Source organism: Terriglobia bacterium, from assembly GCA_035712365.1.
GTDB lineage: Bacteria > Acidobacteriota > Terriglobia > UBA7540 > UBA7540 > SCRD01.
On sequence record DASTAW010000052.1, the window covers coordinates 1 to 18,141 of the forward strand.

The 18,141-nt window shown below is 59.5% G+C and carries 13 protein-coding genes; 1 reads left to right on the forward strand and 12 read right to left on the reverse strand.

Annotation, left to right across the window (positions count from 1 at the left end):
• The first annotated feature begins 703 nt into the window (after positions 1-703).
• Positions 704-1,987 carry a serine hydroxymethyltransferase gene (glyA, locus tag VFQ24_16210; GenBank protein ID HET9179899.1) on the forward strand — a complete coding sequence of 428 codons (1,284 nt, stop codon included), beginning with the start codon at positions 704-706 and terminating at the stop codon, positions 1,985-1,987.
• 2 nt (positions 1,988-1,989) lie between these two features.
• Here the strand turns inward: glyA and hpnE are convergent, their stop codons facing one another.
• The 12 genes from hpnE to VFQ24_16270 form a co-directional block, all read right to left on the reverse strand.
• Positions 1,990-3,333 carry a hydroxysqualene dehydroxylase HpnE gene (gene hpnE / locus VFQ24_16215; GenBank protein HET9179900.1) on the reverse strand — a complete coding sequence of 448 codons (1,344 nt, stop codon included), beginning with the start codon at positions 3,331-3,333 and terminating at the stop codon, positions 1,990-1,992.
• A 66-nt stretch (positions 3,334-3,399) separates the two neighbouring features.
• A complete protein-coding gene (hpnC, locus tag VFQ24_16220; protein ID HET9179901.1) occupies positions 3,400-4,341 on the reverse strand; it encodes a squalene synthase HpnC in 942 nt (313 codons plus the stop codon).
• A gap of 131 nt (positions 4,342-4,472) precedes the next feature.
• Positions 4,473-5,654: a cell division protein FtsZ gene (ftsZ, locus tag VFQ24_16225; protein ID HET9179902.1), complete on the reverse strand. Its 1,182-nt coding sequence runs from the start codon at positions 5,652-5,654 to the stop codon at positions 4,473-4,475.
• A gap of 43 nt (positions 5,655-5,697) precedes the next feature.
• The gene (ftsA, locus tag VFQ24_16230; GenBank protein ID HET9179903.1) at positions 5,698-6,921 is read right to left on the reverse strand and encodes a cell division protein FtsA; all 1,224 of its coding nucleotides are present in this window, start codon (positions 6,919-6,921) and stop codon (positions 5,698-5,700) included.
• A gap of 6 nt (positions 6,922-6,927) precedes the next feature.
• Entirely contained in the window at positions 6,928-7,857 is a 930-nt protein-coding gene (locus VFQ24_16235) for an FtsQ-type POTRA domain-containing protein (protein HET9179904.1), read from the reverse strand.
• Positions 7,858-8,030: 173 nt separating this feature from the next.
• A complete protein-coding gene (murC, locus tag VFQ24_16240) occupies positions 8,031-9,440 on the reverse strand; it encodes a UDP-N-acetylmuramate--L-alanine ligase (GenBank protein HET9179905.1) in 1,410 nt (469 codons plus the stop codon).
• 2 nt (positions 9,441-9,442) lie between these two features.
• Entirely contained in the window at positions 9,443-10,642 is a 1,200-nt protein-coding gene (murG, locus tag VFQ24_16245; GenBank protein ID HET9179906.1) for an undecaprenyldiphospho-muramoylpentapeptide beta-N-acetylglucosaminyltransferase, read from the reverse strand.
• A 30-nt stretch (positions 10,643-10,672) separates the two neighbouring features.
• Positions 10,673-11,764 (reverse strand): putative lipid II flippase FtsW, encoded by a 1,092-nt coding sequence (gene ftsW, locus VFQ24_16250; GenBank protein ID HET9179907.1) that lies wholly within the window; start codon positions 11,762-11,764, stop codon positions 10,673-10,675.
• 6 nt (positions 11,765-11,770) lie between these two features.
• The gene (murD, locus tag VFQ24_16255; protein HET9179908.1) at positions 11,771-13,582 is read right to left on the reverse strand and encodes a UDP-N-acetylmuramoyl-L-alanine--D-glutamate ligase; all 1,812 of its coding nucleotides are present in this window, start codon (positions 13,580-13,582) and stop codon (positions 11,771-11,773) included.
• 239 nt (positions 13,583-13,821) lie between these two features.
• The gene (gene mraY, locus VFQ24_16260) at positions 13,822-14,952 is read right to left on the reverse strand and encodes a phospho-N-acetylmuramoyl-pentapeptide-transferase (protein HET9179909.1); all 1,131 of its coding nucleotides are present in this window, start codon (positions 14,950-14,952) and stop codon (positions 13,822-13,824) included.
• A 9-nt stretch (positions 14,953-14,961) separates the two neighbouring features.
• Positions 14,962-16,398, reverse strand: a complete 1,437-nt coding sequence (murF, locus tag VFQ24_16265; GenBank protein ID HET9179910.1) for a UDP-N-acetylmuramoyl-tripeptide--D-alanyl-D-alanine ligase — start codon at positions 16,396-16,398, stop codon at positions 14,962-14,964.
• Positions 16,399-16,469: 71 nt separating this feature from the next.
• Entirely contained in the window at positions 16,470-17,948 is a 1,479-nt protein-coding gene (locus VFQ24_16270; GenBank protein HET9179911.1) for a UDP-N-acetylmuramoyl-L-alanyl-D-glutamate--2,6-diaminopimelate ligase, read from the reverse strand.
• Positions 17,949-18,141: the final 193 nt, after the last annotated feature.

Sequence of the window (18,141 nt, forward strand, 5' to 3'; positions counted from 1 at the left end):
TTTGCAGTCCTCAAAAAGCCATTTTTCGCGCTGGTTTTGAGGCAAATGGGACAAAAAACACGTTTTTTGAAAAACGAACCGGAGAGGTTGTTGAAAACAAAGGGAAATTGCCAAAAAACGAACCGGAAACGAACCTAAAACGAAGCGGAGAAGTTGTTGAAAACACGTAGCTGTGGAAAAAACAAACCGGAACGAACCGGAAAACGAAGCTACCGATCTCATTGAAAACATTAGAGGGTCAAAAAACGGACCGAAAACGCAGTGGGCCATTTTACTCGAACACAGCCGGCCGGAAAAATGCACGTCAAATTTTTTTCTGGCTCGCTGGCGCACTCCACCCGCCCAACAATCAAAGCGGGTCCTTTTTCCACTCAGGATGGCGTCCGGCGTGGGTCTTTCTCAGGGCGCAGGGCAACGCGAAGCCAGACGGCCCAGCAGGTCGTAAAGGCGTAATCGTCTCGCCAGGCGCACGGTTGCCCATCAGGGAATTTATTCGATAATCACTGTGGCCTCCGCGGCTTTGCGCTTTTGCGAGAATGCGCCTTCAGCGGCAACACCGCTGCGGCTTCAAACGTCCAATTGGAGCGGGAGGGTAATTGCCAAGCCTGCGCTCCTCCGATAGAATGTTGGTTCAGGGAAGTTCGCTCCCAGTGCATTCTGAAGAAGCCTCGCAAACCACATCCTTAAAGGCTGGAGAAAAATCATGACCCAGAATGATCGCACCCGTCCCCTCAGCGAGGTCGACCCGGAAGTTGCGCGGGCCATTGACCACGAGGTCGGCCGGCAGGCCGCCACGCTGGAGCTGATTGCCTCCGAGAATTTTGTGAGCGAGGCGGTGCTCGAGGCGCTCGGCTCCGTGCTGACCAACAAGTACGCCGAGGGTCTGCCAGGCAAGCGCTACTACGGCGGCTGCGAGTTTGTGGACGTGGCCGAGACGCTGGCGATTGAGCGCGCCAGGAAGCTGTTCAACGCTGACCACGTGAACGTGCAGCCGCATTCCGGCGCGCAGGCCAATCAGGCTGTTTACATGACGGTGCTGAATCCTGGAGACACGCTGCTGGGTATGAATCTCGCGCACGGAGGGCACCTGACGCACGGCCATCCGCTGAACTTCTCCGGCAAGATGTACAACATCATCCCTTACGGTGTGAGGAAGGACACGGAGACCATCGACTATGAAGAGCTTGAACAGCTCGCCATGGAGCACAAGCCAAAACTGATTGTAGCCGGCGCCAGCGCCTATCCGCGCATTATTGATTTCGCGCGCTTCAGTGGAATTGCCAAAAAATCCGGCGCGCTGCTGATGGTGGACATGGCCCACATCGCCGGCCTCATCGCGGCGGGCCTGCATCCCAGTCCCTTTCCGCACGCTGACTTTGTCACCACCACCACCCACAAGACGCTTCGCGGCCCGCGCGGCGGCGCCACGTTCTGCAAGGCCGAGTTTGCCAAGGCGCTCGACAAGACCATCTTTCCCGGCATCCAGGGAGGCCCGCTCATGCACGTGATCGCCGCCAAGGCCGTCTGCTTCGAGGAAGCGTTGCAGCCCGCCTTCCGCGAATATCAGAAGCAGATTGTGGATAACGCCCGCGTGCTGTGCGAGGCCATCGCTGCCAGGGGATTCCGCATTGTCTCCGGCGGCACGGACAATCACCTGATGCTGGTGGACGTTTTTTCAAAGAACGTCACCGGCAAGCAGGCGGAAAAGGCGCTCGAGCAGGCCGGCATCACCGTCAACAAGAACGCCATTCCGTTTGATCCCAATCCGCCCATGGTGGCCAGCGGCATCCGCGTGGGAACGCCCGCCGTCACCACGCGCGGCATGAAGGAAGCGGAGATGCGCAAGATCGGCGGCTGGATTGCCGACGTGCTGGCCGACCTGGAAAATGAAGCTCTGCTGGCGCGCGTCCGAAAGGAAGTGCACGCGCTCACCGAGGAGTTCCCGCTGTACGAAAACCGCCGGGCCGCGGTGGCTGGCAAGGTGTAACCTCAGTTGGAATGCAGAATAGCTTCGGCGGCAGTATAGCCGCTTTGGACGGCCCCCTCGATGGTGGCGGGCAGACCGGTGTCTGTCCAGTCCCCGGCAAGATAAAGCCCGCGAACCGGCGTTACCGCCGGTGGCCGCAACCCGTCCACTCTCACGCAAGGCGAGAAGGTTGCAAATCGCTCCTTGATCACCAGGGAATGCGTCAGTCTGGCGTCACGCGCGCCCGGCAGCAGGTTCCGGAGTTCACTGAGGGCCGTGCTCAGCAGGTTTTCTTTCGACCGCGCAACATGATCGTGCGCGCCGCTCAAAACCAGCGACACGTAGTTTTCGCCGCTCCCCAGGATGCGGCCCTTGTTGAAGAGCCACTGGATGGTTGTGCCGCGCAAGCCCACAAACTCCAGGTCGGTCACGGCGCGATCGAACCAGAGATAAATGGAGATGATGGGAGCGGGACGCAGATCGAGGATGCGTGAAAAGACAGGCTCGGATTTCACCGTTTCTGCCGGAAGCAGGCCGGGCAGGACATGCCACGGCACCGCGCTGAGTACAGTGGGCGCCTCGATGGCGTCGCCGTCAGCCAGCTTGACGCCATGACACACGCCGTCTGAAATCAGCAGCGCCCGCACGTCGCGCCGCAACTCAACGCTGCCTCCGCGGCTGGCGATCGCGCCCGCCGCCGCGTCGGTATAACAATCGCTCAGTCCCTTGCGCGGAACTCCCAGGCGCGAGTCGAGCGGCGAGCTGAACAACGCCAGCCGCAAAACACGTCGGAACAGGAGAGCCGAGGTGATTTCCGGATCTTCATTCATGGCGGCAATGCACAGCAGGTCCCAAAAGTTGCGGCGCAAAGTTTCCCGCTGCCCCAGCGCCGACAGCCATTCTTCAACCGTCATGTGTTCCAGAACGCCGGTGCTCTCCGCCTTGTCTTTGGCGGAGCGAAGCGCCCTGCCCAGCCGCAAAACGTCCATCTTTTCGCCGAAGGTGAAACTGTCGGAGAGACACACGCCGGTCAGCAGATGCCAGGGAGCGGAAAACGCGGGGCAGCGGAGCTCGGTGAGCTTCTGGTTCGAATCCAGAAAGCGGACGCGGAGTTGCGGATCAAAGGTGACCGTATGGGCAGTGCCGATGGCGTCAAGAAACCTCAGCGTGGCGTGATAGCAGCCCATGAAGAGGTGCTGGCCGTTATCAACAACGGAACCCGTGGCCGCGTCACGGAAGGAGCGCGCACGCCCGCCGAGATACGGCTTCTGCTCGAGCAGGCGGACGCGGCAGCCGGCCTCAGCCAGCGCCACTCCCGCGGCCAGACCCGCCAGGCCGCCACCGATGATCAGAACGTCTTCAGGCATAAACCGTCACGAGATTCGCTCGAAGCTTTCTGCCAGCCCGATTCAATGCGCCGGCTGCGAGGCGCATCATCGTTGCCGTCCCGGCCCGGCGGCAACGCCCATACGGCCTGCCGCAGCTTCAGGCGTGAAGGGGCGCCGGGCCTTAAAGTAAAGCCGGACGAAATCGAGGAGTTTCAGTTTGGGCCGGCGGCGAAAAACGTCATAGTCAACGGCCTCAACTCTCTCCAGGATTGTAGTGCCCGTAAGCCAGGTGAGGCGAAGCTGCCGCCGAAGCTGCGGAACCACGCGTTCGGGCAGCGGCTTGCCGTTCACGAACAGTTGCCAGGTGCGTTGGGCTTCAAGCGCCATCACGCCGCGCCATCGTTCCTCGAGTCCGGAGTCCGGCTGCGCGCCGGTTTCCAGCTTCCATCGCTTGAGGATGTCCACGGAAAGTTCATAGCGGGCGAGATCATCCAGCGGAAGGTACACGCGGTCGCGCTCGAGATCGGTCCGTACGTCCTGCCAGAAATTCGTCAGTTGCAGCGCGGTGCAGATGTTGTCCGAAAGGGCAAAAATTTCGGCGTCGCGATGGTCGAACAGCTCCAGCATCAGCCGTCCCACAGGATTGGCGGAGTATGAGCTGTAATGCAGAAGCGACTCAAAGTTCTGGTGGCGGCTGGTGGTAACGTCCAATTCGAACGCCCGAATCAGATTGTCAAGGCTGCTCACGCTCAAGCGATACCTGCGGATCGTGTCGCCGAGCGCCAGGAATGTCGGATGGTCGGGTCCGCCCTCGACGCACGCGTACAGCCTGCCGCGCCAGTCTGCCAGCTTCTCCAGGCGCCCTTCAATGCCCGGCTCATCGGCAAAGTCGTCGGCCGAGCGCGCAAAAGCATAAATGGCAGCCAGCGCATCTCTCTTGTCCCTGGGAACCAGCAGCGAGGCGACGGGGAAATTCTCATAGTGGCGGCGCGCCAGCCTGCGGCACGCCGAGTAGGCCGCCTCAAGATCAGAAGGGGAAGGTTTCATGCGAATACGGCGCCTGAACCAGCCGCTGGACTGCCGGAGCAGTTAAGATTGCAGTGTAGCAGGAAAGTGGAAGGATGCCCCAGCCTGCCTGCCGGCGGGCCGATATTCTCAGGCCGCAAGCCAGTCTGGCGCTACTGCCTCTCAGTTTTCAGCGGGCGGCGCATGAAGGCCGGAACGTCAAGGTCGTCCGGCGAAATCTCCGAGCGCGGTTTTCCCTCCGGCTGTTCCTCCGGGCCGGCCGCAATCCTCTCGCGCCGCAACTTCACGCTTTCCTGCGCGCTCCGCACCGCGGGCGAAACGCCTGCCATCGGCTTGATGCCCATCGCCTCTGATTTGATGCCGGTGGCAATCACGGTCACCTTGACGGCGTCTTCCATGGATTCGTCAAGGACCGCCCCAAAGATGATGTTCGCATTGTCGGCAGCAGCCTGCTGGACGATGCTGGAAGCCTCATGCACCTCGTGCAGCGTCAGCGCGCTCGAGCCCGTGATGTTCAGCAGAATGCCATGCGCGCCGTTGATGGAGGCGTCCTCCAGCAGAGGACTGGCAATCGCCATGTTCGTGGCGTCGATGGCACGATTGTGGCCCCGCCCGACAGCCGTGCCCATCACCGCGTATCCCATGCCTTCCATGATCGTCTTGATGTCGGCAAAGTCGCGGTTGATGATGCCGGTGATGGTGATGATGTCTGAAATGCCCTGGACGCCCTGGCGAAGGATGTCATCCGCGATGCGGAATGCCTCAAAGAAGCTCGTCCCTTTGTCCACGAATTCCATCAACCGCTCATTCGGGATGCAGATGACGGTGTCCACCGCCTGGCCTAATTCCGAAAGCCCATATTCAGCCTGGGCCATTCTGCGCCGGCCTTCAAAGGCAAAAGGCTTTGTGACGACGCCGACGGTGAGCGCGCCGAGCTCGCGAGCCAGGCTGGCCACGATGGGAGCGCCACCCGTGCCCGTGCCGCCTCCGAGGCCAGCCGTCACAAACACCATATCTGCTCCCTCGAGGGCTTCCACAATCTTGTCGCTGTCTTCGAGCGCTGCAGCCCGGCCAACGTCAGGATTGGCGCCGGCCCCCAGGCCCTTGGTCAGTTTTGCGCCGAGCTGGATTTTGAGCGGCGCCTTCGACAGCTCGAGGGCCTGGAGATCGGTGTTCGCCACCATGAACTCGACGCCTTCGACGTTGGCGGCGATCATTCGATTGACGGCATTACCGCCGCCGCCGCCCACGCCCAGCACCTTGATTTTGGCGCCGCGCTGCATGTTGTCGGAAAAATCGACCCGCAATTCTTCGGCAGGTGTATTGTTTGCCATAATCTCTCCCAAAGCTAAACGATCAGGCATTCACGAAAATTTGTCAATTTCCCGGGCCCCGCAAAACTCCCCAAAGCTTTCCCATCAAGCCCTTGTTTTGGCGGTCCTGCAGCAGCCGCATCCGCTTGCCGTAACTGACAAGCCCTACGACCGTTGCATAGGACGGATCAGGCAGCACTTCCTCCGAACTCTCCATATTCATCGGATGCCCCACACGGACCGGCAACTCCAGTATGCCTTCAGCGAGCGAAACAAACCCGCCCAGTTTGGCTCCGCCACCGGTCAACACGACGCCGGCGCCAAGCTGGTTCTCACGGTCAACCGGTTCAATCTCGGCCTTGATCAACTCCAGCAACTCGATAGCGCGCGGCTCGATGATCTCTCGCAGGCGCGCGTAGTTTACAATCCGGGCAGGACGGTCGCCCACGCCCGGAACTTCCAGGGCTGCGGATTCTCCCATTCCCGAGTTTTGCCTGCCCCACAGCCGCTTGATTTTCTCCGCCTCAGGCACCGGGGTCCTGAGGCCCACGGCAATGTCGTTCGTGAAGTGCTCGCCGCCAACCGGAATCGACGCCGTCAGCCGGACGCTGCCATGATGGTAGACGATCAGGTCCGAAGAACCCGCGCCCAGGTCAACCAGCGCGACTCCCAGTTCGCGGTCGTCAGTGGTCAGGCAGGTTTCAGCGCAGGCCAGCGGCTCAAAAACTGTCCCGCTGTCGGGAACTTCAATGCCCGCGCGGTTCACCGCAGTCACCACGTTTTGCCAGGCCAGCGTGGAAGCCGTCACCACATGGACATTGGCCTCCAGATGCGAACCCACCATTCCCAGCGGGTCCCGGATGCCGTCCTGGGAATCCAGCAGGAACTCCTGCGGCAAAACGTGCAGCAGCTCGCGGTCCGCCGGGATGGCAATGCCCTGCGCCGCGCGAATCACCTGGCGGATGTCTTCCCGTCCAACGCCATGCCCGCGATTGGCAATGGTGACTCCGCCGCGCGAATTGACGCCTCGAATGTGCGATCCGCCGACACCGACGTAGGCGATATCGACGGGGACACCTGCGGCCGATTCCGCCGCATCTACGGCTTTCTTGATCGACAGAACGGCCGCGTCCAGATTAACAATCAGGCCTTTGTGCCAGCCTTTGGACTCTGCTATCCCCAGGCCCGTCACCTCAAGTTTCCCGGTGTCAGTGGGGTAACAAACCATGGCACAGGTCTTGCTGCTTCCGAGATCAAGGCCAATCAATGCCTGTTCTTTGTGCGCCAAGCGTCTTTAGATTCCCTTCGAATTACTGGAAGCGTTACCCCCGGAATCCCGCCCCGCAGGGTTCACGACCACCTGATCTCGAAAACGCAAGTCAACAGAATCAATTCCTGCGTTCGTCCTGCGAAGCTGCGGGAGCACCGCCATCAGGTTCTTAAACCGCTCCAGAAAGCCGGCGTTTCCGAAATACACCAGAAGCGTCTGGCCGCCTTGAACCAGAAGCGCCTTGAGATTGCTTGCATCGCTTAAATCGACTTCAGAGATGGCCCATCCGAAACTCGACACCTTTCCGGAGGTTTCGCCCATGAAATGGCTGTAAAGGTCCAGTCGCTCGATGCGGTCGGCCGCATCCCCGCGGAAGTCCAGGCCTTTGACAATGGGAAAGTCAAAGCGGCCCTTTTCGGGGGCTTCCAGCAGCACCCCCTGCTGGTCAACCATCTTGATCTGGCCACCCACATTGACAAAAGCGACTGGGACGCGCTCAGCAACGTAGACCGCCAGGCCGTGAGGATAAGAACGAACTACCGTCGCAGAGCGCACCCATGGAATCGATTCGACCTGTTTTTCCCGGCGTGCCAGCGAACTTCTGAAAACATTACTCCTGCTGCCGGCGTCGGCCTGAATGTCCAGCGCCGCCAGGACCTCCTCCCTGGAGACATAGTGGTTGCCTCTAACCACTACGTCTGCGCCCGATCTCAACTGGAAGCGCGGGGAGTTCAGAAGATAGGTTCCAAGCAAATATCCACCAATCCCTACCGGCATAAGGACAAAGAGGATGACCCCGGACCACCACACCAGCCGGCGGATACCACGAGGGACCCTGGTTTGCCGCACCGCTACAGCGCGGGAGCGGCGCATGTAAGGCGCTTCGGAAGAAGGTTCCATTTTGCCGGACACCTCGTCGCGGTCCATCCCCAACAGGGTCAACCTTTTTATCACGGCCCATTTCCCAAAGCTCTGGGCCTGGTCGACCGATCACAGAATAAGGAGCAAATCCACTGGTCCCGCCATCTGCCGCGGAAAACAGGTCCTGGAAAATAACAGGGACGCTGCCGCGTCAGCCTGGTTCCTGATTGAGCATATTACCCACGGGCTTCAGCCTCTCGGAGACACTATGTCTTCACCGTGCCGGGATGCTCGACACCCTCGTTGACCGCCTTCGACAGCGCTTCTGCAATCCGCCACACAGTGCCGGCCCCGATCGTCAGCACCAGGTCGCCTGGGTGGAGGTCCGCAAGGATCTCACTGGTCACAGCAGATTCCGAGGCGACGTAACGAGCGCGCGTATAGCCAAGCTCGGACATTCTGTCCACCAGGCGCTGCGAAGTGATGCCGGGAATCGGCGCCTCGCTCGCAGGATAGATGTCCAGAAAGTAGACGCGATCACAGCCATCGAAGCAGCGGGCAAAATCGTCCATCAGGAATTTCGTTCGGGAAAACCGATGAGGCTGGAAGACCACCCGGATCCGGCGCGCCCCGCGCAGCCGGGCGGCCTCAAGCGTGGCGCTGATTTCTGTCGGATGATGGCCGTAGTCGTCAACAATCGTGATTCCATTTGCTTCCGCTTTGACCTGGAAGCGGCGGTCAGCCCCGTGAAAAGAATGCAACCCTGCCTGAATTTGTTTCGGATCAAGATCAAGCTCCCGCCCCACTGCAATGGCAGCAAGCGCATTCTGCACGTTGTGACGGCCGGGGATATTGACACTGAAGGGCCCGATCGACTGCCCGTCCACCGCAACCTCAAAGTTTGACCCGCCCGCCCTCAATTCCAGGTCGCGAGCCGTGACGTCAGCGCCCGACTGTATGCCATAAGTCACCACGCGCCTTCGCAACCGGGGCAGCACCGCCTGCATGGATGTGCGCCAGGGCGGGTCCACACACGCAATCACCGCTCCGTAAAAGGGGACCTTGTTCATGAAAGACACAAACGACTCCTGGATCTCTCCCAGGTCGCCGTAATGGTCCAGGTGCTCACGGTCGATGTTGGTGACGACGGCAATGGTCGGCAGCAGGTAGAGAAAGGAGCGGTCACTTTCATCAGCCTCCACCACCATCAACTCGCTTTTCCCCAGCCGTGCGCTGGAACCGAACACATCCAGCCTTCCGCCAATGACGGCCGTGGGATCCAATCCGTTCTCTGACAGCATCACGGCCACCATGGAAGTCACCGTGGTCTTTCCGTGCGAGCCGGCAACTGCCACACAAAACTTCAGGCGCATCAATTCCGCCAGCATCTCAGCGCGGGGAATCACGGGGACCTTCCGGTGGGCCGCCTCGATGATCTCGGGGTTCATCACCGGCACGGCGGACGAAACCACCACCACTTCAGCATCGCCAATATTCTCTGCAGCGTGCCGGTTCGATATGCGCGCTCCGAGTTGGGCCAGGCGGTCTGTTACAGGGCTCTGCTTAATGTCTGAGCCTGACACATCAAAGCCCAGATTGAGCAGCACTTCGGCAAGCCCGCTCATTCCAATGCCGCCAACGCCAACAAAGTGGATTTTTCGGACCTTTCCAAGCATCGCTAGCTCCCTGATTTCGTCCCGCCGGCCTGAGGTTTGCGGCACAGCTCTTCGATTAAATCTGCGATACGAGACGCTGCCTGGGGATTTGCCAGGGTCTTCGCCCGCTGTTCCATTCGGGCCAGCTTGCCCGGGTCGCCGAGCAAACTCATGACGCAATCCACCAGCCGGACGGGGTCCAGGTCTTTCTGCTCGATCACGCAGGCGGCTCCGGCATGTTCAAGGGCCATGGCGTTGTGCAACTGGTGCTGGTCTGTGGCGGAGGGGTAAGGAACCAAAATGGACGCCTTTCCGGCGGCAGCCAGTTCAGCCACTGTGGCCGCGCCGGCGCGGCAAACAACCAGGTCAGCCCGCGAAAAAGCTCCCGCAATATTATCAATAAAGGCACATACATAGGACCCCGCCCAATGATCGCCGTAAGCAGCCTCCACAGCATTATAATCTGCCTCGCCTGTCTGATGAATAAAACTGGGGGGCTCGGCTTTCGACCTGAATAAAGGCAGACTCTCCATCATGCACTGGTTCAACGCCCTGGCTCCCTGGCTTCCCCCCACAATCAGCACCGTGTAGGGAGGCTTGTGAAGCTTCGGCGCAACCCTATAAAACTCCTGGCGAACAGGATGCCCAGTCACCCGTCCTTTCGAACCGTAGGTGGCAAGAGACTGTTCAAAACCCACGGCAGCCAGCCGCACCACGGGCGCCAAAACCCGGTTTGTAAATCCTGGGACCACATTCGGCTCGTACAGAAGCGTTGGAATTCCAGCGAGCGCCGACTCCACCATCACCGGGCCGGAAACGTAACCGCCAATCCCTACCACCACGCCAGGCCGGAGCCGGTAGAGCAGCCTTGCAGTTTCAAAAGCGCTTCGCGGAAGCCTGGCCGCATTCAGAAGCCGCTTCCGCCCTGAAATACCCTTCAGGCCGGCGGCATAGACCTTTTCCAGCCGATAGCCTGCCCGAGGAATGATGTGCAATTCGAGTCCCCGGCCTGTCCCCAAAAACACGGTCTCGTAACATACGGGCCTGGGACCCGCAGACTCCGACCGCCGACGCAGTTCATCGGCCACCGCCAGCGCCGGGAAAATGTGACCGCCGGTCCCGCCCGCTGCCATGAGCACACGTATCTGGCGACGCGGCGCCGGCCTGGTTGCTGGTTCCCGTGGCTGCTCCTCATCGAGCATTAATTCACTCTGGGCGTGCATTCAAGGTCCTGTTCCTGAAAACCTGCTCTACTAGCTCGTGTTTTGCGATATGTTCAGAAGGATCCCGATGGCCAAAAGAGTCATTACCAACGACGATCCTCCGTAACTGATCAACGGCAGAGGAATTCCCTTGGTGGGAAGAAGCCCAACCACGACGCTGATGTTCACGAGCGCCTGGCCAACAACCATCACGGTGATTCCCACGGCCAGCAGTCGCCCAAAATCGTTTGAACAGCGCGCGGCCGCCCGCAACCCCCGCCACAAGATCACGCAGAATAACGCGATAACCAACACGGCCCCGATAAAGCCAAGCTCTTCGCTGATGACGGCGAAAATAAAGTCATTTTGCGGCTCCGGCAGGAAAAAGAGTTTCTCCTTGCCTTCCATCAGGCCCATGCCGGAAATTCCGCCTGTCCCCACTGCAATGTAAGATTGGATGATCTGAAAGCCCGTACCCAGCGGGTCGGAGTAGGGATGCAGGAACGCGGTGATTCGTTTCGCCCGGTAACTGGTATCGAAAATCAGCAGAATCAGCATGGGGAACGCTGCCAGCATGGCATAACCGAAATAAACCAGACGCAGCCCCGCGACGAAAAGCATGGCGGCCACAACCATGCAAAGCGCCAGGGTGGTCCCAAAATCGGGTTCCTTCAGGATCAGCAGAGCAGTGGTGCCTACCACCAGACCGATCGGCAGCAAGGTGCGCTGCCAGTCCTCAATCTCACCCTTACGCATCTCGAGGAAATACGCGAGGAAAATGATGATGATGATTTTTGACAATTCGGAAGGCTGGACCATCGCTGAGCCCAGGTGTACCCACCGGTGGGTGTTATGCACCGGCGACTGGAACATCGCCGCCAAAAGCAACAGGACCTGGATGGCAAGCGCGGGGAAGATGACGGCGGGATTGGCCAGACGCCGATAATCGAAATTCATCATGACCACCATCAGAACCAGTCCGACAATCGCACAGAACGCCTGGCGGGAAAGAAAGTGGTAGCTTGAGCCAAAGCCTTCCTGCGCAATCACTGCAGAAGCGCTGAACACCATAACGAGCCCGAACAGGAGCAGGACCACCACCGTCCCGAACAGCACCTTGTCAGTCTGGAGTTGCTTCGCCATCAGCCGCTAGCTCTCCTTAGGCCGCGATCGCCTGGCACGATTGACCCTGGCGGATGCTTCTTGCGTGTTATTCGAACTTCCGCCACCCATCGCGGCTTCGGGGCGGACCTCATATGCAAACGCCTCGTCTTCGACCGCCTCGAGCTGCGTCAGGTCGTCCGCACTCAGCACGAAATCATCCATCGCTTCTTCTGGGTCCCTTGAGCTTCGCGCGGACCCTTCCTCAGCACTCACTTCGAAAACGTATTCCAGTTCTCGAGGGGAGGTCAGCACCAGGCGCTCAGGCTGGGCGGAAACGGGAGCTTCCTGGTCGCGAATCGGCTCCTGCTCGGCCACAGGTTTTTCGAATGCCTTCGCCACAAGCGGGTCTGCCGGCAGCGCTGCAGACGCCGCGGGACGCGGAACGGCGCGATCGGGAATGACCTGCGCCTGAAGCACTGCACGGGCGCTGCTTCTCCTTGAGCTCTCCTCTGCCAGCCGTTGGACCAGTTCCTTGAATACCCGCCCGCGATGTTCGAAATTCTCAAACTGATCGAAGCTGGAACAGGCGGGAGCCAGCAGCACAACGTCACCGGGCCTTGCGCGCTCAGCCGCCGTCCTCACTGCCGTTTCCAGATCGCCGGCTTCAACAATCTCCACTGCGCCGGCCAGGTCGCTTACGATTTGTTTCCGGGCAGCTCCAATCACGAGAATTTCACGGACCCGGTCCTTCAACAAGCTCCGGAGCGGCCCATAGGGCGCACCCTTGTCCTTGCCTCCCAAAATCAGGTGTACCCCTCTCTCAAAGCTTGATAGCGCCTTCGCGGCCGCATCCACACTCGTCGCCTTGGAATCGTTATAGAAGTCCACGCCCCGAATTTCGCGCACGAACTCCAGCCGGTGTTCCACTCCGCTGAACTCGCGGACGGCCTTCCGGATAGAACTGAACTCTGCTCCCAGAACGCAGGCGGCGGCGGACGCAGCCAGCACATTTTCCAAATTGAAGGCGCCTAGCAGCCGGACGTCGCTCGTCCGCATCAAGCCCACTTCCAGGTTCTGCACCCGGTAAAGGACTGTCCCTGCCGAAATGAAAACACCGCTGGCAAGCTCCCTGCACCGGCTGAAGAGCACCTTCTGGCTTTGAATTGACGGAACCAGTTTCATCACGTTTTCGTCGTCCGCGTTCAGGATTGCGTAATCTTCGTGCTTCTGGTTCCTGAAAATTCGGGCTTTCGCAGCGATGTACGCCTCAAAGCTCGGATGTCGGTCCAGATGATTCGGGCTTAAGTTCAGCAGCGCGGCGACGTGCGGCCGAAACGAGCTGATGGTTTCAAGCTGAAAGCTGCTCAATTCTGACACTATTATGGATGGTGGAGGGTCAAGATCAACTGCCGAAAGCAGGGGCACGCCAATGTTTCCGCCTACAAAAGTGGAAAGGCCCGACGCTTCCAGCATCCTTCCGAGCAACGTCGCGGTGGTGGTCTTGCCGTTGGTACCCGTAATGCCCGCCAGGCGACCTTTGAGAAACCAACCAGCCAGTTCAATTTCGGGAACCACCGGGATTCCCTTCTGCCTCGCCAGGTTCAGGACCGGAAGGTCAGCCGGCACGCCGGGGCTTACGACGATAAGGTCCTGCCGGAGAAAAGTCGATTCCCGAGGCGGTCCAAGTTCGAGGCCGATGTGCCGGTTAAGCAGTTCCGGAACAACTGTTGGAAATGCCTCAGGGCCACGCAGGTCAGTCCCGGTGACCACCGCTCCGTGGTCGCTCAGCCAGTGTGCGGCTGCCACCCCGCTGCGGGCCAACCCCACCACCAGTACACTCTTACCCCGAATGTCCATCAGGAACGTCTCTCTGGCCGCCCATGACCGTTCGAGCGGAAGTGAGTGTCAAGTATTTCGGATACCACAACCGAAAGGGACCTTCGCCGCTGACGCGCCAGGCGCCGGGCGGTTTGCAGCGTTTTACGGTCCAGCGTCAGGCTCACTCGTGTCGGATTGCGGAACGACTTTGGTCTTCCCATCGATTATTTACGCGCATTTTATGCGCATAAACTCCTTGCGTCAACGGTTTTTGCAGACTACCGGAGCTTCAGAGTTGTCAGCGCAAACAGGGCGCAGATAAGCGCTGCGATCCAGAAACGCGCAATAATTTTCGACTCTTTCCAGCCCTGTAGCTCAAAGTGGTGGTGCAAGGGCGCCATCCTGAACACTCGCTTCCGGCGGAGCTTATACGATCCCACTTGTAGAATGACCGAAAGGGCCTCAATCACGAAGATGCCGCCGATAAACGGCAGCAGAAGTTCCTGTTTAATGATGACGGCCACTGCGGCCACCGCACCTCCCAGCGAGAGCGAGCCAACATCGCCCATAAAGATCTCGGCTGGGTACGCGTTGTACCAGAGGAAGCCAAGGCTGGAGCCGACCATCGCGCCGCAAAAAATCGTCAATTCTGCGGTCTGCGGCAAGTGCTCGATGTCAAGGTAGGCCGACCATACAGCGTGGCTGGACACGTAGGTCAGGACCGTCAGGGCCGAGGCAGCCACAACAATGCAGCCGATGGCCAGGCCGTCGAGGCCGTCCGTCAAATTGACGGCGTTGGACGACCCCACCAGTATGATGACGGCGAAGGCAACGAAAGGCAGAAAGGCAAGAGGATAACTCCACGAATTGTGCAGCAGGGCCTGAATGGTGAAACTGGGATGAATACGCTTGAAGAAAGGAAACACGATGGCTGTGGAATAAAGCCCCCACGCCGTCATCGCCACCAGGATCATGCCAAAAATGAAACTGATCAGAATTTGCAGCATGAATTTCGTCCGGGCCGTCAACCCCAGATTGTTCCGTTTTCGAAGCTTTTGATAGTCGTCCCAGAAGCCGATACCCGCAAACGCCGCAGTCACTCCAAGCGCCAGCCAAACGAACGGATTGCTGAGATCGGCCCAAAGCAGGGTAGGAATCACGATGCACAGGTTGATGAGGACACCGCCCATCGTAGGCGTTCCGGCCTTGGCCTGATGTGCTTTTGGCCCATCCTCCCGAATGTACTGCCCGATCTGGAACTGCTTCAGCTTCCGGATGACGTACGGGCCCAGGAACATTGAAAGGAACAGCGCGGTCAGACTGGCGTATGCGGTCCGAAAGGTGATGTAGTGAAAAAGATTTAACAGGTGATATTGGGCATGAAATTTGGAGTAAAGGTAATAAAACATGAGTCTCGTTCAGACCGTTCTCTCCGGAACCTGGCGGCAATTGCCGGAAGGCAAGTCAAGTGACTTCGCCAGCAATTCGGTAACCTTTTCCAGATTGACTCCACGGGAGCCCTTAATGAGCACTACATCACCCGGCTTGAGCAGGCCGCGACAGTATGGGGCGGCCTCCTGCGCGCTTGGGAAAAACACCGCTCTGGCTGGATCCAATCCCGCTTCAAGCGCGCCTTCGCGGATGAATCGGGCATCTCCATGGACGGCGACAAGGCCGTCAATACGGCTCTCCGCGAGCTTTCTGCCGATTTGCCGGTGCCATTCCGGCGAGGTTGGACCCAACTCCAGCATTTCCCCCGCCACCACAATCCGGCGTGCGGCGCCTTGCCATCCAGCGAGTGTTTCCACCATGCGTTCCATGGCACGAGGGTTGGAGTTATAGCAGTCGTTCAGGATGGTTATGTTTCCGGGCAGTGTAAATATTTCACTTCGCCGCGCTAAATTCTTGAAGGCCGAGAGCGCCGGTCCAAGGGCGCTGACGTCCAGCCCGCAAGAGCCTGCCGTTGCCAAGGCTGCGAGGGCGTTCTCCACATTGTGGGCGCCGGGCAACGGAAGGGTGAAGTCGCTCTCGCCCTTCGGACCAGAGAGAACGAAACGGCTTCCTCCTTCATGCGGACGGACGCTCGTTCCTCTGAACAGGGAACCTTCGCTCAAGCCAAAGGTCACCACCCGGCCGTCAAAGTCATCGGCAAATTTCCGGACCCGGGCATCATCGAAGTTCAGAACGGCAGTGGGCCTCCCATTGTGGTCGCTCAGGTTCTCGATCAGTTCCCTTTTGGCCTTCGCGATGGAATCGATCGAGTCGAAAAACTCCAGATGGACGGGAGCGACGTTCGTCACCACCCCTACGTCCGGCATGGATATTTGCGCCAGGCGAGCGATCTCGCCGGGTGCTGACATCGCAAGTTCCACCACAGCCACTTCGTGCGCAACCTCCAATCCCAGCAACGTCAGAGGGACTCCAAAATGATTGTTGAAGTTCCCTTCAGACTTGTGGACTCGGAACCGCGTAGCCAGAAGCGCAGCAACCATTTCCTTGGTCGTCGATTTGCCCATGCTTCCCGTGACGGCAATCACGCGGCCGCCCCATTGCTGTCGAACATGGCAGGCAAGGGCTTGCAGAGCCAGGATTGGGTCCGCCACGGGAACGAGTTGTGAGCGGACCGATGACGACGCCTGGTCCCTGAACTCCTTCTTCACCACGGCGCCCGCGGCACCGCGTTCCAAGGCGGCGGCAACGAAATCGTGGCCATCAAAGCGCTGGCCGCGGACGGCAAAAAACAACTGGCCTGGTTTAATGCGGCGCGAATCGATCTCGCAGCCTGTAATGACATGGTCAGAGACAGGCTCCTCTGAACCCAGGATTTCCGCCACTTTTGCCAGCGGCAAAAACATTGTTCCCAGTCCTTATGCCCCACGAAAATCAGGACCTGTGCCGGCGGGCTGACTTGTTGTTCCTGGCTGCCCTATGCCTTTTTACGGAAGCCCATCGCGCGCAGAATCCGCCGCGCCACTTCACGATCGTCGAACGGAATCGCCCCGTCCTTCAAAACCTGATATTTCTCATGACCTTTCCCCGTCAGGAGCACAAGGTCACCCTCGCGGGCCTCCGCCAGGGCCCTCTGGATGGCCGCCTCACGGTCAACCTCGGCGATGTAAGGCACGCTGGTCCTTTGCAGCCCCACCAGGGCATCGTTCATAATCAGGATGGGATCCTCGCTGCGCGGGTTGTCCGAGGTCAGGATCGCGAGGTCAGCCAGTTGTCCGGCAACTTCACCCATTAGAGGCCGCTTGCTGCGGTCACGTTCTCCCCCGCAGCCAAAGACCACCACCAGGCGGTTTCGGGTCAGCTCACGCGCCGCCTCAAGAACATTCTTCAGAGCGTCATCGGTATGGGCATAATCAACGATCACGAGAAAGGGCTGCCCTTCATCCACCTTCTCAAAGCGGCCGGGCACCGCGGCCAAACGCCTTATGCCCGACTGAATCTGGTCAGCCGGGATTCCCACGCCGGTTGCCGTTGCGGTGGCGGCCAGAATATTCTTGAGATTGGCCCGGCCCAGCAATCCCGATTCAATTTCGATTTGACCCTGCGGCGTGGTCAAGGTTGCCGATAGCCCGGAGAGGTCCTGCGAATAGCGTTTGACGCCCACGTCTGCCTTTGATTCCAGCCCGTAAGTCAGTTGGCGTGGGTTCGGGATGTCAAGCAGGCGGCGGCCCCACGGGTCATCCACATTGATAACCGCCAGTTCAGGCGGTGGAATTCCCAGGCCTTCAAACAGCCTCTGTTTTGCCGCAAAGTAGTGCTCAAAATCGTGGTGGTAATCAAGATGATCGCGCGTGAGGTTGGTGAATACTGCGGCGGAAAAGTGCATCCCCCAAACCCGTTCCTGGGCGAGAGCATGTGATGACACTTCCAGGACCGCTGCTCCCGCGCCTTCCGCGGCCAGCTCGTGAAAATAAGCCGCGAGGTCGAGAGACTCAGGCGTCGTGTTGGAAGCAGAAATGACGCGGGTACCCAGGCGGTATTCGACGGTGCCAAACAAACCGGTCCGAGTCCCCGCAGCTTCAAGTATGCTGTGGAGCAGATACGCGGTGGTAGTCTTTCCGTTGGTGCCCGTGATGCCTATTAACCGCAGCCTAAGGTCAGGATCGTCGTAAAATCTTCTGGCGGCTTCCGAAAGGGCCCTCCGAATTTTCCCGACTCGCACCCATCTGGGGCCGAAACCGGCAGGAGGCACCCGCTCACTGACAATTGCGATCGCACCCCGCCGGACCGCGTCCTCGATGAACAGGTGGCCGTCTGCCTTTTCGCCTGCGATGGCAAAGAAAACGGAACCCTGCTCCACCCGGCGCGAATCGTAAGCGAGAGAGGTGACTTCGGTATTCTGATCCACCCCTGTTTCGACAGGCTGGACTCTTTCGAGGAGCTCGCCCAATTTCATGCTTCACTCGCATTATAGCACCGGCGTTTCCTCAGCCGGCCCTCGGCCAATCATCCTTGCCGCGCGCGCGATATCGAAACCATTCCGAAAGAGCTGACCGCCTTTTCGAGGGCCGGTCCTCCACGACCCAGGCGTAAGCCCCAGAGGCGAGCATCCAGGAGACCTTCAATTCACGCTAATGCACCCCTCCAGG

Excerpts from the sequence above, each read along its gene's own strand:
- glyA (HET9179899.1), top strand. The coding sequence starts at position 704 with ATGACCCAGAATGATCGCACCCGTCCCCTCAGCGAGGTCGACCCGGAA.
- murF (HET9179910.1), bottom strand. The coding sequence starts at position 16,398 with ATGTTTTTGCCGCTGGCAAAAGTGGCGGAAATCCTGGGTTCAGAGGAG.
- ftsZ (HET9179902.1), bottom strand. The coding sequence starts at position 5,654 with ATGGCAAACAATACACCTGCCGAAGAATTGCGGGTCGATTTTTCCGAC.
- ftsW (HET9179907.1), bottom strand. The coding sequence starts at position 11,764 with ATGGCGAAGCAACTCCAGACTGACAAGGTGCTGTTCGGGACGGTGGTG.
- VFQ24_16270 (HET9179911.1), bottom strand. The coding sequence starts at position 17,948 with ATGAAATTGGGCGAGCTCCTCGAAAGAGTCCAGCCTGTCGAAACAGGG.
- mraY (HET9179909.1), bottom strand. The coding sequence starts at position 14,952 with ATGTTTTATTACCTTTACTCCAAATTTCATGCCCAATATCACCTGTTA.
- murC (HET9179905.1), bottom strand. The coding sequence starts at position 9,440 with ATGCTTGGAAAGGTCCGAAAAATCCACTTTGTTGGCGTTGGCGGCATT.
- murG (HET9179906.1), bottom strand. The coding sequence starts at position 10,642 with ATGCACGCCCAGAGTGAATTAATGCTCGATGAGGAGCAGCCACGGGAA.
- murD (HET9179908.1), bottom strand. The coding sequence starts at position 13,582 with ATGGACATTCGGGGTAAGAGTGTACTGGTGGTGGGGTTGGCCCGCAGC.
- hpnC (HET9179901.1), bottom strand. The coding sequence starts at position 4,341 with ATGAAACCTTCCCCTTCTGATCTTGAGGCGGCCTACTCGGCGTGCCGC.
- hpnE (HET9179900.1), bottom strand. The coding sequence starts at position 3,333 with ATGCCTGAAGACGTTCTGATCATCGGTGGCGGCCTGGCGGGTCTGGCC.